A 15,801-nucleotide genomic window follows, 5' to 3' on the forward strand; every position below is an offset into this window, starting at 1 on the left:
TTCTGCCGCCCTGATCTGTAAGCTTGCACATCGGGAACAGCGCCAATGACACCGCTGGCATCCAAAAGTGCAACACGCTGCTTGTACTAGGATGTACAGCAGTCGGTCGCACGCCCGACACCCATCAGGAGACAACATGACCACAGCCCATGCCATGCACCCAGGGCCAGCCAACTTGCCAGCGCCCGTGCCCATTCAACAACTGCACCACAGCGCTTACCGCGCACGCGACGCTGAAGAGACGCGGCATTTTTATGAAGATATTTTGGGTTTGCCGCTCTACCACATCATCCAAAGTGACCATGTGCCCAGCACGGGCGAGTACTGCCCATACACGCACATTTTTTTTCGCTTGCAAGATGGTTCCTTCATCGCTTTTTTTGACCTGGGAGACGACCAAGCCGCAGCCCCCTCGGCCAACACACCTGCATGGGTCAATCACATTGCCTTTCGGGTCAACCATGTGCGTGAATTGGAAGACACCATGGCCCGGCTCAAAGCCCATGGCGTGGATGTGATTGGGGTGACCGACCATCACATTTTCAAAAGCATTTACTTCTTTGACCCCAACGGCATCCGACTGGAGTTGACCGCTCAATTGGCCGATGAGTTTCAAATGCTGCAAGAAAGCGCCACCGCCCACGACCGTTTGAAGGAATGGAATGCACTTAAAAACCAATGGCGTCAAGACCGTGCCAAAGGCGGAACAGCCAAGGTTTTAAAACCACAGCAAAACGACCGCCCGGAGTTCAATCACCCCACGCCCGCATGATGCAACCCAGCACCATGGCCCCTGTGGCCCACACCAACGGTTACGAGTTCACCCAAGGCAGCGGCTACGCCCTGCCCGAATACCCTTTTGTGGCCCCACCGGAACTCCAATCTGAAACTTTGGCTCGGCACAAAGTCGTGGTGGTGGGTGCAGGCATCACCGGTTTGACCTTGGCCTGCAGCCTGGCCCAAAGCGGTGTGACCGCAGTGGTGCTGGATGAGGACAACACCGTGGGTGTCAAAGGCGCCTCATCCAGAGGCATTTGCTATACCCAAAAATCCTTGGAAATTTTCGAGAGACTGGGTATTTACCAACGCATCAAAGCCAAAGGCGTTGAGTGGCGTGTGGGGCGCACTTTTGCGGGACATGATGAGGTGTTTTCTTTTGACCTGGGCCAGCAAAGCCATTTCAATTTGAGTGAACAACCCCCCTTCATCAACATCCAGCAGTTTTATATCGAAGGCTTTTTGGTCGAGCGCATCCAAGACCTGAACCGAGACAAACCCCGGATCGATTTGCGCTGGCAATCACGCGTGCTGGGGTTTACACAAAACGATGAAGTCGCCACCTTGGAGGTGGAAACGCCAGCCGGCCGCTACCGCATCGAAGCCGAGCACGTGATCGACGCCACGGGTTCGCACACGCCGTTTCATGCCTGGTGCCAAGCCAGCATGGACGCCAAGCGGGGCGATGACCGCTGGTGCATTGCCGATGTGCGTTTCAAGCACACGCCACCATTGGAGCGGCACACCTGGATTGAAGCCCCGTTCAACGAAAACCGCGCCGTGTGGCAGCACCTGATGGGCGATGAGGTGTGGCGCATCGATTACCAAATGGCACCCAACACCGACCCTTCGTACGCCAGCCGCGAAGACGTGGTGCGTGAGCGATTGCAACGCCAATTTGGTGCCGACATCGACTGCGACATCGTGTGGGTCGGCCCCTATGCTTATAAATCCCAGTGCTTGCACCATTTGCGTGTTGGTCGTGTCTTTTTTGTCGGAGACACCGCCAAAGTGGTCAGCCCATTTGGGGCCAGGGGCGGCAACACCGGCATTGCCGATGCCCATAACCTGGCCTGGAAAATGGCCGCCGTGGTCAAAGGCCGTGCGCCAGCGCAATTGCTGCACAGCTACAACGATGAACGGCTGGAGGCGGCCCAGGTCAATGTGCAAGTGACGCAACGCACAGCACGTTTTTTGCGCCCTGCCGATGGCGCTGAGCGCCTGTTTCGCAACGCGGCCATTGCCCTGGCCAAGCGCCAAGCCTTTGCCAGGCCCTTGATCAACACAGGTCGCATGGCGGTGGCCAACACCTACCACCGCTCGCGGGTGTGCACACCCAACGGCGGCATATCGGTGCAAAACGTGGCATTGCGCGGCTCGGGGGGAGAGGCTTGTTGCCTCAATGACCTTCTGCGCTGGTCCGATGGCCATTTGTTGCTGCTGCTGTTTGGAAATTTGACTCCATCTGATTTGAAAAGGGTGTTGCAACTCACGCCCCATGCGCCGCTGCGAGCGGTTCAAGTGGTTTCAGGTGCGGACACCGCCCAAGCGGTGGAGCACGTGCTGGATGTGGACATGCACCTGCGCCAAGCTTGCCATGCCGGACAGGCCCGATGGGCCTTGTTGCGACCCGATGCGTATTTGGCGGCCAAGGGCACGGCACTGGATGGCCGCTGGATTCAGGCCGTGGCCAAAGCATTGGCCATGGCCGACTGAAGGCCGACCATGCGGCGCCAAATTTCAACGATGATCACCCCTTTTGCAACCAAGATGGAGCTGCCATGACCACCCCACTGACCATTGATTTCGTCTCCGACATTGCATGCCCTTGGTGCGCGGTGGGCTTGGGTGCCTTGGAGCAAGCGCTGCAACGCCTGGAGGGCGAGGTGTCGGTTGAATTGCGCTTTCAACCCTTCGAACTCAACCCACAAATGGGTCCAGGCGGCCAAGACTTGGGCGAACACCTGACCGAAAAGTACGGCTCCACCCCCGAAAAGCAAGCGCAAATGCGCGACATGATTGGCCAACGTGGGAAAGAAGTCGGCTTTGATTTTCACCCGGGCGGGCGCGGCCGGGTCTACAACACCTTTGATGCCCATCGCTTGTTGCACTGGGCGGGCCTCAGCGAAAAGTCAGGTGCTCAACACGCCTTGAAAAAAGCCTTTCTGGCGTCGTACCAAGGCCGCGCTGAAGCCATCGAGCAGCAGGAGGTGATGCTCGCCGCCGTCCAAGAAGCGGGCTTGGACGTGGCGCAAGCCAAAGCCATTTTGGACAGCGACACCTATGCACAAGATGTCAGAGACGCCGAGCAGTACTACATGCAAGCTGGCATTCGCTCGGTGCCTGCCATCATCATCAATCAAAAACACCTGATTTCTGGGGGGCAACCCACCGATGTATTTGAGCAAGCGTTGCGCCAGATCGCCCAACAAGAGGCCACGGCCTGACACATCCGGCAATGGGGTCCCGTCTGGACCCCATTCGCTGTGAGCCCCACGCGCTTGCCTGCCCCTAAAATGGGCACCTCTCCAGCCCGCACCTGCGCCCATCCTGGGCCATGAACACTCCAGCCCCCCTATGAGCACCCCCTCCGCGCAACCCGGCTTAGACAGCCTGTCCAAATCTTTTGAACCCGCCGCCCTCGAGGCCCATTGGGGGCCTGAGTGGGAAAAGCGCGGCTACGGCGTGGCGGGTTTTCGTGGCACAGGCCAGCCCCAAGCAGAGCAACCAGCTTTCGCCATCCAGTTGCCGCCACCGAACGTGACCGGCACGCTGCACATGGGTCATGCGTTCAACCAGACCATCATGGACAGCTTGACGCGCTACCACCGCATGAAGGGTTTCAACACCCTGTGGGTGCCCGGCACCGACCATGCAGGCATTGCCACCCAAATCGTGGTGGAGCGCCAATTGCAAGCCCAAGGCATCAGCCGACACGACATGGGGCCCACACCTGATGTGGCGCGTAAAAATTTCATTGCCAAAGTGTGGGAATGGAAAGAGCAATCGGGCAACACCATCACCCAACAAATGCGCCGCATGGGCGACAGCGTGGACTGGAGCCGCGAGTACTTCACCATGGACGACAAGTTGTCCCCCGTGGTCACCGACACCTTTGTCAAGCTTTACCAACAAGGTTTGATTTACCGTGGCAAGCGCTTGGTCAATTGGGACCCGGTGCTGATGAGCGCGGTGTCGGACTTGGAAGTCGAAGCCACCGAATCCGATGGGCAGATGCACTACATCTGCTACCCATTTGCCAAGGGACCGCAGTTGATTGACGGCGTGATGCAAAAAGGCATGACGATTGCCACCACCCGCCCCGAGACCATGATGGCCGATGGCGCGTTGGCGGTTCACCCCGAGGACGAGCGTTACAAACATCTGGTCGGTCAGATGGTGGACCTGCCCTTGTGCGACCGCCAAATCCCCATCATTGCCGATGACTTCGTGGACCGCGAATTCGGCTCGGGCTGCGTGAAGATCACCGGCGCCCACGACTTCAACGACTACGCTTGTGCACAACGCCACAACCTGCCGCTGATCACCATCTTCACCTTGGACGCCAAGGTCAACGAGAACGGCCCCGCTGCTTACCAAGGCCTGGACCGTTTTGCCGCCCGCAAAGCGGTGAACGCCGATTTACAAGCCCAAGGTTTGTTACTCGAGATCAAGCCGCACAAAATGATGCTGCCCATTTGCGCCCGCACCGGCCAAGTGGTGGAACCCATGCTGACCGACCAATGGTTTGTCGCCATGAACCAAGTCAGCCCGCAAGATCCCACCGGCAAAAGCATCGCGCAAAAAGCCATCGACGCGGTGCAGTCGGGCGAAGTGAAATTTGTGCCTGAGAACTGGGTCAACACCTACAACCAGTGGATGAACAACATCACCGATTGGTGCATCAGCCGCCAACTCTGGTGGGGCCACCAAATTCCCGCTTGGTACGACGAAGACGGCAAGGTCTATGTGGCGCACAACGAAGCCGATGCGCAAGCCCAAGCGCCTGGCAAAACTTTGCGCCGCGACGAAGACGTGTTGGACACCTGGTACTCGTCCGCGTTGGTGCCGTTCAGCACCATGGGTTGGCCCCACAAAACATCCGATGGCGATTTGTACCTGCCCTCCAGCGTCTTGGTGACCGGCTACGACATCATCTTCTTCTGGGTGGCGCGGATGATCATGATGACCACGCACTTCACGGGCAAGGTACCGTTCAAGCATGTGTACATCCACGGCTTGGTGCGCGATGCGCAGGGCAAGAAGATGAGCAAGTCGGAAGGCAATGTGCTCGATCCCGTCGATTTGATCGACGGCATTGCGCTCGAACCCCTGCTGGACAAACGCTCACAAGGCTTGCGCAAACCCGAGACCGCGCCGCAGGTGCGCAAGAACACGCAAAAAGAATTTCCCGAGGGCATCCCTGCCTATGGCGCAGATGCGTTGCGCTTCACCTTTGCGGCCTTGGCCAGCTTGGGCCGCAGCATCAACTTTGACAGCAAGCGCTGCGAGGGTTATCGCAACTTTTGCAACAAATTGTGGAACGCCACCCGCTTTGTGTTGATGAACTGCGAAGGCCAAGACTGCGGCCTCAAGGAACACACCAAGGCCGAATGCGCACCTCCGCGCACCGATGAAAACGGCAACTCCGTTCCCGCAGGCCCATTTTACCAATACATGAAGTTCAGCCAAGCCGACCGCTGGATTTCATCCGTGCTGCAACAAGCCGAAGCCGATGTCGCCAAAGGTTTTGAAGAGTACCGCTTGGACAATGTGGCCACGGCCATTTATGAATTTGTGTGGAACGAGTACTGCGATTGGTATTTGGAAATCGCCAAAGTACAAATCCAAACCGGCGGCCCTGCCGAGCAACGCGCGACGCGACGCACCTTGATTCGCACCTTGGAAGCCGTGTTGCGCTTGGCGCATCCCATCATCCCCTTCATCACCGAAGAGCTGTGGCAAAAAGTCGCACCTGTGGCGGGCTTGGGCGGCGCGTCGGTGAGCATCTCACGCTACCCCGAAGCGCAGATGAACAAAGTGGACGAGCAAGCCATTGCCAATGTGAATCAATTGAAATCATTGGTCGATGCCTGCCGCAATTTGCGCGGTGAGATGAACGTCTCGCCCTCCACCCGCATGCCCTTGTTTGCTTTGGGCAATGCCGAATTCATGCGTGCCAATGCATCGGTTTTGCAAGCGCTGGCCAAACTCAGCGATGTGAAAGTATTTGACGACGAGGCCGCATGGCAAGCCGCCGCCCAAGCCGCACCGGTGGCCGTGGTGGGTGACACCCGCATGTGCCTGTTCATTGAGGTGGATGTGGCCGCCGAAAAAATTCGCTTGGGCAAAGAAGTGGCCAGGCTGCAAAACGAAATTGCCAAAGCCCACGGCAAACTCAGTAACGAGGCCTTTGTCGCCAAAGCACCGCCAGCGGTGATCGCCCAAGAGCGCCAACGGGTGGCCGACTTTGAGGCGACCTTGCAGAAGGTGGAAGATCAGCTCAAACGCTTGGGTTGACACGCCTCGCACATGCACCAGCACATTGATTTTCAACACCCACACCCACCATGAAACAAGCCTTGCAAAAAGCTGTATTTCCCGTCGCTGGCCTGGGCACGCGCTTTTTGCCCGCCACCAAAGCCAGTCCCAAAGAAATGTTGCCGGTGGTGGACAAGCCGCTGATCCAATATGCCGTCGAAGAAGCCTACGAGGCGGGCATCCGCCACATGATTTTTGTCACCGGGCGCAGCAAACGGGCCATTGAGGACCATTTCGACACCGCTTACGAACTTGAGTCCGAGTTGCAGGCCGCTGGCAAGAGTGCCTTGCTCGATGTGGTGCGCAGCGTACAACCGGCTGACATGGTGTGCTCTTATGTGCGCCAATCAAATGCCCTGGGCCTGGGCCACGCGGTGCTGTGCGCCGAGGCCTTGGTGGGGAATGAGCCGTTCGCGGTTTTGTTGGCCGACGACCTGATGCGCGGCTTGTCCAGCGGTCCCGGTGTGCTGCAACAAATGGCCCAGGTCCATGCCCAGCACGGCGGGTCGATTTTGGCGGTGCAAGAAGTGCCCCTGGACCAAGTCAACCGCTACGGCATCGTGGCCGGCTCAACCCAAGCCGATGGTTTGGTCGATGTGCGGCAAATGGTGGAAAAACCTGCGCCCGACAAAGCCCCCTCGCGCTTGGCGGTTTCAGGTCGCTACATCTTGAGCCCATCGGTGTTTGACCGCATCCGTGCTGGCGGACGGGGCGCTGGCGGTGAAATCCAACTCACCGATGGCATTGCCGGCTTGATTGGCCAAGAAAAAGTCTGGGGCTACCCATACCAAGGCGTGCGCTACGACTGCGGCAGCAAGCTGGGTTTTTTACAGGCCACCGTGGAGTTGGGCTTGACCCACCCGCAAGAGGGGCCCGCTTTTGCGGCGTATTTGAAGCAATTGAAAATCTAAAACGCCCAAACACCCATGGCGGGTGTGGTGTCAAGCAAACGCATCAGCGGCGCTTCAAGGTGTGGATGAATTCATTGCCCACAGTTTGCTGCTCGAGCAGCTCATTGCCGGTTTGTTTGGCGAATGCAGCGAAGTCGCGCAATGACCCTTGGTCGGTGGAAATCACCTTGAGCAATTGACCGCTTTGCATGCCGGTCAAAGCCTTTTTGGCTTTCAAAATGGGCAAGGGGCAATTCAGCCCACGGGTGTCGAGTTCTTGATCGATCAGCATGAATTCATTCCAAACTTTGAGCGGCCCGCTCTTCCCAGGTCATGAAGCGCGGTTCTATTCCCTGCGTGCGCAGCCAGTCACCCACTGCAAAACCGGTGCCCGCAGGCCAACAAATCACATCTTTGGGTTCATACAACTTGTACTCCGCCAATTCGGGCGAGAGTTTAACCTCTCCCTCGGCCACAGCGTGGTAGGCAATGATGACTTGGTTCATGCGCTGAAAGTCATAAACCCCCACCAAGCTCAAGGCCGTGGTGTGCAAATTGGTTTCTTCATTGATCTCTCGGGCAATACCCTCTTGCGGAGATTCGCCGGCCTCCATAAATCCGGTGATCAAGGCAAAGCGCCGCCCCGTCCAAGCCGCATTGCGCGCCAGCAAAATTTTGCCTTGGTACTGAACAATGGCCGCCAACACGGGGGTGGGGTTGTTCCAGTGCGTCCATTGGCAAGCAGGGCAGCGCAGGCGTTGTTTGGGCCCACCATCCTCATCTTGGGTGATGGCCTGAAGGGGCGTGGCACATTGCGGACAAAATTGAAATGGGCTCATGCTGGAAACACCCCGGTGGATAAATAACGGTCGCCCCGATCACACACAATGAACACCACCGTGGCGTTGCGTTCGCGCTGGGCCACTTGTTGTGCCACCCAGCAAGCACCCGCGGCAGAAATGCCCGCAAAAATGCCTTCTTCGCGGGCCAATTGCCGACACATGTTCTCTGCATCGGCTTGGCTCACCAGCATCAATTCGTCCACCACCGAGGGGTCGTAAATGGAAGGCAAGTAAGCCTCGGGCCATTTGCGAATACCAGGGATGCGCGAACCCTCGCTGGGTTGGGCCCCAATGATGCGCACTAGGGGATTTTTTTGCTTCAGGTAGCGGCCCACACCGGTGATGGTGCCGGTGGTGCCCATGGCGCTGACAAAGTGGGTCACGCGCCCTTGGGTTTGATCCCAAATCTCGGGGCCAGTGGTTTCAAAATGCACCCGGGGGTTGTCGGCATTGCCAAACTGGTCGAGCACGCGACCCTTGCCATCGGCTTGCATTTTTTCAGCCAAATCGCGGGCGTACTCCATGCCACCACTCTTGGGCGTCAAGATCAATTCGGCGCCGAAGGCTTTCATGGTTTGCGCCCGCTCGATGGACAAGTCCTCGGGCATGATGAGCACCATGCGGTAGCCCTTGATCGCCGCGGCCATGGCCAGCGCAATGCCGGTGTTGCCGGATGTGGCCTCGATCAAGGTGTCACCCGGTCGAATGTCTCCCCGCTCTTGGGCGCGCTGGATCATCGACAAGGCCGGTCGGTCCTTGACCGAGCCAGCCGGGTTGTTGCCTTCGAGCTTGCCCAAAATCACATTGCCTCGATCGGCATTGTGTTGAGCACCGATGCGTTGCAGGGCCACCAAAGGGGTGTGGCCGATCGCGTCTTCAATGGTTGGATATGTCATCCCCGCACTGTGCCATAATTCCCCCTCTCCCTCCTGCCGGAGTGGCGAAATTGGTAGACGCAGCAGATTCAAAATCTGCCGGTGCAAAACACCGTGCCGGTTCGATTCCGGCTTCCGGCACCACTCATGAAAAACCAGCCCCAAAAGGGCTGGTTTTTTCATTGGATCTGCGGGTATTTGAGGGGACCATGCACCCAAAGGCTGGGGTAAAGTGCCTCGCTTAAATGCCATTGCCCATGGATGAAACCCCCTACCCCTTACTGTTCAGCCCACAAATATTGGCTGGGCAACAACTGAAAAACCGCATCACCCACGCCTCCATTTCACCCCGGTTTGGTGCCCACCAAGGCCTGCACCCACGCTATTTGCACTACTACGTGAACCGTGCCAAAGGGGGTGCGGCCATGGTGGTGACCGATCCCATCGGCATCGCGCCCCACCACGGCCCCGAGCGCTTGTGTGCTTTCAATGACAGCATGGTGGGTGATTTGCGCCGATTGGCCGACGGGGTACGCGCCCACGACAGTGTGTTGATCGGTCAGGTCCAAGACACAGGACGGGGCCGCCATGTGCCGGGGCGAACCTACCAAGCCTTGGGCGCATCGCCCTTGCCCGATGACCTGAGCTACTCCATGCCCCGCGCCATGGGTGTGGACGAGATTGCGCGATTTATCGAGCACACCGCGCAATCGTGCCTGCGCATGCAAGCCTGTGGCTTTGGCGGCATCGAGGTGTCGGCAGGCCACGGGCATTTGTTTCACCAGTTTTTGTCCCCCCGCTCCAACCAGCGCGATGACGCCTATGGCGGCGATGCGTTGAGGCGCTTGCGGTTTTTGGCCGACACCTGCCACGCTGTGCGCGAACTGTGTGGGACCGGTTTCATCATTGGCGTGAAGTTGCCTGGCGACGACGGCGTGCCTGGGGGGATTGCGCTGCAGCAGGCAGGCGAAATCGCCCAGGCCTTGGTGGCAGCCGTGAGCGTGGATTACCTGACCTATTGCCAAGGCTCTCACCACCGCAGTTTGGAAATGCACCTGCCCGACGACAGCTACCCGCGCCAGACCTATATGGGCTTGATCCGCGAACTCAAAGCCTGGACACCCACCGTGCCGGTGATGGGTCTTGGCCGTATCACCGACCCCGCCGAGGCCGAAGCCATCTTGGCACGCGGCGACGCCGACATGATTGGATTGGGCCGGTCCTTGATCGTTGACCCGGCATGGCCGCAAAAAGCCCAGGCCGGTCGGGCCAGCGACATCCGCTACTGCGTCTCTTGCAACACCTGCTGGAAAACCATCAACAACAACCGCCACATGGGCTGCGACAACAACCCGCGCTTGGCCCAGGCCGACGAACTGGATGAACGCCTGGCACCGGCTGCCCAGGTGCGCAAAGTGGCTGTGGTGGGAGCGGGCATCGCCGGCATGCAGGCGGCTGTCACGGCCGCGCAACGCGGCCATCAAGTGATGGTCTGGGGCAGCTCTGCCGAGGTGGGGGGCAAAACGCGCTTGATGGCACAACTGCCCCTGGGTGAGTCCATGTCGAGCATTTACGACCACCAATGGATCACCGCTCAGCGCTTGGGCGTGGGTTTTCAACTGGGCCGCATGGCCACTGCTGGCGATGTGCTGGCTTGGCAACCCGACACGGTGGTGCTGGCCACCGGTGCCCAAATGACTTGGCCGCAAGACCTGCCCGCTGAATTGCAAAACCTGGGCATGGTGCCGGATCTGCGCCAAGCCATGGCCGAGTTGCTGACCCACCGCGGCCCGCTGTCGGGCACCGCCGTGATTTACGACCTGGACCAAACCGAAGGCACTTACGCGGCGGCTGAGTATTTGCGCGACCGCTTTGATCGCGTGGTCGTGCTGTCACCGCGCGAGACCATTGCCGAAGAGGTGGTGTTGGTGATGCGCCAACGCATCCACCGCCGATTTGCTGAGCGTGGCATTGAAGTCAAAACCTGGGTCGATCCGGTATGGACAGAACGCTTTGAAAACGAAGCCTGCCTGCAATACCGCAGCGTCTTTGGCGGCCCATTGCACGACATTCACGATGTGGCTTTTTTTGCCTACGCCTCACCTCGCCGTCCCCGTGATGAACTGCACCAAGGTCTGCTGGCCGCAGGCCTCAGCGTGCGCTTGGTGGGCGACTGTAAGATCGCCCGAGACACTTTGTCGGCCACCGCCGAGGGGCACGAAGCGGGCATGCATGTGTGACTTTTTGATAAAGGATTTTTAAATGAGCAACCCCACTTTGTCCCTAGACCCGAAAACCACGGCCTTGGTGCTGATCGACTTGCAGCACGGCATCGTGGCCATGGATGTGCATCCCCAGCCCAGCAGCACGGTGGTCGCACAAGCCAAGAAAATGGCCGATGCTTTTCGCGCCGCGCAGGCCCCCGTGGTGTGGGTGACCGTGGGCACTTTGGGCGCGCAAGATGCCCTGGCCCCCCTGGCCGACGCCATGCCCCCGCCGGCCGCGGCCAAACCGGCCAATTGGTCTACCGTGGTGGATGCCGCCGGCGCGCAAGCCAGCGATTTGCACATCACCAAACGGCAATGGGGTGCGTTTTACGGCACCGAATTGGACCTGCAATTGCGCCGCCGCGGCATTCGCACCATCGTGCTGGCAGGCATCAGCACCAACGTGGGCGTGGAATCCACCGCACGCGACGCCTATGAGCGCGGCTACCACCAGGTGTTTGTGTCTGACGCCATGGCCAGCCCCTCGGCCGAGGCCCACGCCAACACCTTGAAGTTCACCTTCCCCCGCATTGGTCTCACGCGCAGCACCGCCGAGGTGGTGGCCGCGCTGGCTGGCCATTGACCCACTACCCTCTCTGACAGCTTGAAAGGAGACTCCATGCACACCACCCAAACCCCATGGGGGCTGACCCCAGCCCTGACCCGCTTCGCCCAGGCCGTCGCCACCCTGGCATGCGCCAGCATGGCGTTGGCGGCCCAAGCCCAAAGCACCGACTGGCCGACCCGCCCCGTGGTGTTGATCAACCCGTTTTCGGCGGGTTCTTCGGTGGACGTGGTGGGCCGCTTGATCGCCCAAAAAATCGCGGCCAACACCGGACAAGGCATCACCGTGGACAACAAAACCGGGGCCAGCGGCAACATCGGCACTGACTTTGCCGCCCGCGCCAAGCCCGATGGCTACACATTGCTGCTGGGCTCGCCGGGCACCATGGCGATCAACCCCTGGTTGTTCAAAAAATTACCCTACGACGCACTGAAAGACTTTGTGCCCATCTCGGTGCTGGTGTCCTTCCCGCAAGTGGTCACCACCAGCCCCAAGCAACCGTTCAAAAATTTCAATGAGTTTGTCACCGCGGTCAAAGCCCAGCCCGACAAAATGGCGTACTCATCCTCCGGCCAAGGCTCGACCTCGCACCTGGTGATGGAGCTGATCCGTGCCGACGCGGGCCTGAAAATCACCCACGTCAGCTACCGGGGTGACTCCTTGGCCACGCAAGCCATGATGGCCGGCGACGTGCAAGTCACGGTGGGTGGTTTGCCCTCGATGTCACCTTTGATCCGTGGTGGCAATGTGCGCCCCTTGGCGGTCACCTCCAACAAGCGCTCACCCCAATTCCCAGACTTGCCGTCCATGGCCGAGTTCATTCCAGGCTTTGACGCCACCGCTTGGGTGCTGCTGATGGCCCCCGCTGGCACCCCGCCCGCCGTGGTGCAGCGCATCTCAGCCGAAGTGGCCAAAGCCTTGACCGACCCCCAAGTGCGCCAACAACTCGACGCCCTGGGCGTGACCCCGGTGGGCAGCACCCCAGCAGAAAGCGCGGCATTTCACCGCAAAGAGTTGGACAAATTCAAGCGCGCGGTGGAGATTTCGGGCGCCACCATGGAGTGAGTCAGGCCGCAGGTGACCCCAAGGCCTGGGCCATGCGCCAGGCCAATCCAAACGATTGGGCCAAGCCGTTGCCCGGCAAATAGCCTTCTGCACCGCGCCCAGACAAACCTGCTGCGCACCCCCCTGCGGCCCACACGCCGCGCACCCAATGGTTTTGCGCGTTGAGCACACGGCCATCGCCATCGGTGACCAAACCCCCTTGCGTGTGCGACAAAGCCCCGGTGACCCAGGAGGCCAAATACGGCGCATTCAGTGAGCGGGCAAATTGGGTTCGACCCAGGGGATCGGTGGCCTGCCCCCGGGTCATGTCCTGCACCGCGCTGAGGGTGGCTTGCAGACCCATCGGGTCAACCCCGGCCAAAGCAGCCAAGGTCGACACATCGTCGGCACGCATCACCTGGCCAGCCTGCAAAGCGGCTTGATAAGCGGAATGTTGGGTCAATCCCGCCTCGATGTGGCTGTCAAAAACCTCCAGGGCCACGCCACCCGGTTGGGCCATCACCCACGGGGCCAAGGCCGATGGGCCGATGTCTTCGCGCACAAAGCGCTGGCCGTGTCGGTTGACCAAAATGCCGCCCATGGCAGGAATGGCCATGCCCAATCGCGTGCGGCCACCAGGGTTGGTATGGCCTTGCCCTTGAAAACCATCCATCCCCCACAACTGACCGCCCCAATCCAAACCCAACGCGATGGTGCTGCCGTCGTTGTGGTCAGCCCCGTTGTAGAGCGCCCCACGCATGGCCGGGATGTGCTGCGCCACCCATGTGGGATGGGCGCCAAAACCGCCACCCGCCAACATCACATGCGACGCACGCCATCGGCTGGTACCGTCCGTGCCTTCAAACCCCGTGCCCACGGGCACCACCGTGACCGGACGCGGGCACAAATGGATGAGTTCATGGGCTTGGACTTGTTGGCGCAAGCACTGGTGCAATGCGGCGCCACTGGCCGGCAGGGTGCTGTGGAAACGGCATTCGTGGTGCCCGGTCGAGACCACATCAGGCAAAAAATGGATGGGCGCATTCAATTCGCGGGTTAGAAAATCCACCACCTCGGGCAAAGCCTGGGCCACCGATGTGGCAATGCGCTCGTTCACGCTGTCGCCAGCGAAGGCGCGCAAATCAGCCAGCCAATGATCGGGGCTGTCTTTCACACCTGCTTGAGTTTGCAAGGCCGAACCCGCCCCTGGAAACAAACCACCGCTGATGGCCAGGTTGTTGGGGTGGTCCATGTGGGGGTCGACCAACAACACCCGCAAACCGCGCTGGGCCGCAGCCAGCGCACCCATCATGCCAGCGGCACCTGCCCCCAAAACCACCAGATCAAAGTCATCCATGCCCACACCCCAGGTGCGCATCAGCCTAGGGTCGCGCCGGAGCGGCGAATGATGGGCAGCCATTTGGCCGATTCATCGCGCATGAGTTGGGAGAATTTTTCAGGTGTACCGCCCGCAGGCTCCAAACCAGCGGCTTGCAAGCGCTGGCGCACCGATTCGTCTTGCAAGGCCAGGTTGATGGCGGCATTGATGCGCTCCACCAAGGGCCTGGGGGTGGCAGCCGCCACCAGCACACCGTTCCAGGCAATGGCCTCAAAGCCCTTCAAGCTGGGCTCACCACTGTCGCTCACAGTGGGCACCTCAGGGGTGAGGCCGTAGCGTTGCAAACCCGTGACCGCGATGGCTTTGAGCCGGCCGGCCTTGATCTGCGGGGTCAGCAAGGTCGGCACAGCGGCAATCATGTGGGTTTCGCCACCGACAGTGGCCAACACCGCAGGCGGCCCGCCATTGAAGGGAATGTGCACGGCAAAGGTACCGCTCAAGGCCTTGATGTATTCCATGCACAGGTGGGAGGAGCTGCCATTGCCCACCGATGCAAAGTTGTATTTGCCAGGATTGGCCCGCAACAGGGCCAGCAGCTCTTGCAGGTTGTTGGCAGGCAAGCTGGCGTTGACGGCGATCAAATTGGGTTGAGAAGTGGTCAACACCACCGGCGTCAAATCGCGCAAGGGTGCATATGGCAAACGCGGGTACAGGTGCGGCGCAAAAGCCAAGGGACCATTGAAGGACATGACCCAGGTGTGGCCGTCGGGGGCCGACTGCGCCACCTCGGCGGTGCCCGCCGTGCCACCCACTTGGGGCTTGTTCTCGATCACGATGGGGGTGCCCAATTGCTCGCGCAGTTTGTCTTGCATGGCGCGCGCAATCACATCCAGCGAAGAACCAGCTGGCGCCACCACCACCCAACGGATGGGTTTGGCGGAAAAGGTCTGGGCCCACAGCCCTGGGGCCACCACGGCCGAGGCTGCCAGACCCAAACACAAACGCCTGCTCAGAGAAGGGGACGGCCGTTGTTTCATGGATAAATACCTTTGCTGTGGTTAAAAAGTTTTGAGCCACGCGGCGACCCGTTGCAAGCGTTGCACCGGATCTGCCTCGAGCATGGCACTGTGTTTTTGTGCGGGGCTCAGAGGCAGCAACTCCAACCAGCGGTGCGCCACCCAGGCACTGTCACCAAAGTCCGCATCGCCACGCCAGGGCCACTGGTCTGGGTCCAGGCCACGCGCCAGCCATTGGTCAGACAACTCACGCAGTTGGTCAGCGGCAAATTGCAATTGCACTGGTACCGCAGTCGCTGGGTCGTCAGGCAACAATGTCACCTGGGCGTGCCACAAACCATTGGCGGCTTGTTCATGTTCACCCAAGCGAAACCGCTGACCGCCCACGCATTGCACGCGCAATAAATTGGGTTGGATTGCGTCGAGGACCGACACATGGGCCAAGCATCCGTGGTTCATCAGGCGCTCGGTGGCGGCGGCTTGTCGCACCTCTTGGCCTTGGGCCAGCATGACCACGCCAAACGGCGTGCCCGTTTTGTGGCTGTTGCGAACCATGGTGAGGTATCGCACCTCAAAGATTTGCAGGTTCAGTAAGCCTTGGGGCAGCAAGCCTTGGCTGAGGGGGAACAAAGGCAGGTCAGTCAC

General features: G+C 59.8%; 14 protein-coding genes and 1 tRNA gene. 9 read left to right on the forward strand and 6 right to left on the reverse strand.

All coding sequences use genetic code 11. From position 1 onward, the window contains the following. The first annotated feature begins 136 nt into the window (after positions 1-136). The 5 genes from AC8GFZ_RS05275 (at position 137) to galU (ending at position 7,229) form a co-directional block, all read left to right on the forward strand. Positions 137-772, forward strand: a complete 636-nt coding sequence (locus AC8GFZ_RS05275; RefSeq protein WP_506643052.1) for a VOC family protein — start codon at positions 137-139, stop codon at positions 770-772. Then, positions 769-2,493, forward strand: a complete 1,725-nt coding sequence (locus AC8GFZ_RS05280) for an FAD-dependent oxidoreductase (protein WP_506643054.1) — start codon at positions 769-771, stop codon at positions 2,491-2,493. The genes AC8GFZ_RS05275 and AC8GFZ_RS05280 overlap by 4 nt, the downstream gene beginning before the upstream one ends. 65 nt (positions 2,494-2,558) lie before the next feature. Beyond that, entirely contained in the window at positions 2,559-3,224 is a 666-nt protein-coding gene (locus AC8GFZ_RS05285; RefSeq protein ID WP_506643056.1) for a DsbA family oxidoreductase, read from the forward strand. Positions 3,225-3,354: 130 nt separating this feature from the next. Further along, the gene (locus AC8GFZ_RS05290) at positions 3,355-6,297 is read left to right on the forward strand and encodes a valine--tRNA ligase (RefSeq protein WP_506643058.1); all 2,943 of its coding nucleotides are present in this window, start codon (positions 3,355-3,357) and stop codon (positions 6,295-6,297) included. 50 nt (positions 6,298-6,347) lie between these two features. Next, entirely contained in the window at positions 6,348-7,229 is an 882-nt protein-coding gene (galU, locus tag AC8GFZ_RS05295) for a UTP--glucose-1-phosphate uridylyltransferase GalU (RefSeq protein WP_506643060.1), read from the forward strand. A 43-nt stretch (positions 7,230-7,272) separates the two neighbouring features. Here galU and AC8GFZ_RS05300 read toward each other — a convergent pair whose 3' ends face one another. Genes AC8GFZ_RS05300 through cysM form a run of 3 tightly spaced genes read right to left on the reverse strand, consistent with a single transcriptional unit; the run spans position 7,273 to position 8,946 of the window. After that, a complete protein-coding gene (locus tag AC8GFZ_RS05300) occupies positions 7,273-7,500 on the reverse strand; it encodes a sulfurtransferase TusA family protein (RefSeq protein ID WP_506643062.1) in 228 nt (75 codons plus the stop codon). 4 nt (positions 7,501-7,504) lie between these two features. Next, the gene (locus AC8GFZ_RS05305; RefSeq protein WP_506643063.1) at positions 7,505-8,047 is read right to left on the reverse strand and encodes an NUDIX domain-containing protein; all 543 of its coding nucleotides are present in this window, start codon (positions 8,045-8,047) and stop codon (positions 7,505-7,507) included. After that, positions 8,044-8,946: a cysteine synthase CysM gene (cysM, locus tag AC8GFZ_RS05310; RefSeq protein WP_506643065.1), complete on the reverse strand. Its 903-nt coding sequence runs from the start codon at positions 8,944-8,946 to the stop codon at positions 8,044-8,046. The genes AC8GFZ_RS05305 and cysM overlap by 4 nt, the downstream gene beginning before the upstream one ends. Positions 8,947-8,981: 35 nt before the next feature. On the opposite strand from cysM, the gene AC8GFZ_RS05315 reads away from it, so the two are divergent. The 4 genes from AC8GFZ_RS05315 to AC8GFZ_RS05330 all read left to right on the forward strand — a co-directional run bounded on the left by AC8GFZ_RS05315 (position 8,982) and on the right by AC8GFZ_RS05330 (position 12,822). Continuing rightward, positions 8,982-9,069, forward strand: a tRNA-Leu gene (locus AC8GFZ_RS05315). Positions 9,070-9,182: 113 nt separating this feature from the next. Then, the gene (locus tag AC8GFZ_RS05320) at positions 9,183-11,165 is read left to right on the forward strand and encodes an oxidoreductase (protein WP_506643067.1); all 1,983 of its coding nucleotides are present in this window, start codon (positions 9,183-9,185) and stop codon (positions 11,163-11,165) included. Between the two features lie 22 nt (positions 11,166-11,187). Continuing rightward, on the forward strand, positions 11,188-11,775 hold the full coding sequence (locus tag AC8GFZ_RS05325) for a hydrolase (protein ID WP_506643069.1): 588 nt from the start codon (positions 11,188-11,190) through the stop codon (positions 11,773-11,775). A 36-nt stretch (positions 11,776-11,811) separates the two neighbouring features. Continuing rightward, a complete protein-coding gene (locus tag AC8GFZ_RS05330) occupies positions 11,812-12,822 on the forward strand; it encodes a Bug family tripartite tricarboxylate transporter substrate binding protein (protein ID WP_506643071.1) in 1,011 nt (336 codons plus the stop codon). Position 12,823: 1 nt separating this feature from the next. Here AC8GFZ_RS05330 and AC8GFZ_RS05335 read toward each other — a convergent pair whose 3' ends face one another. From AC8GFZ_RS05335 to AC8GFZ_RS05345, 3 genes are read right to left on the reverse strand one after another with little or no spacing between them, the layout of a single operon-like run. After that, entirely contained in the window at positions 12,824-14,158 is a 1,335-nt protein-coding gene (locus AC8GFZ_RS05335; RefSeq protein ID WP_506643073.1) for an FAD-binding protein, read from the reverse strand. 20 nt (positions 14,159-14,178) lie between these two features. Further along, positions 14,179-15,177, reverse strand: a complete 999-nt coding sequence (locus AC8GFZ_RS05340) for a Bug family tripartite tricarboxylate transporter substrate binding protein (RefSeq protein WP_506643075.1) — start codon at positions 15,175-15,177, stop codon at positions 14,179-14,181. Positions 15,178-15,198: 21 nt separating this feature from the next. Then, entirely contained in the window at positions 15,199-15,801 is a 603-nt protein-coding gene (locus AC8GFZ_RS05345; protein WP_506643077.1) for an LON peptidase substrate-binding domain-containing protein, read from the reverse strand.

This window comes from Limnohabitans rimovensis (SeqCode), from assembly GCF_965234775.1.
In the GTDB taxonomy this organism is placed as follows: Bacteria; Pseudomonadota; Gammaproteobacteria; order Burkholderiales; family Burkholderiaceae_C; genus Limnohabitans; species Limnohabitans rimovensis.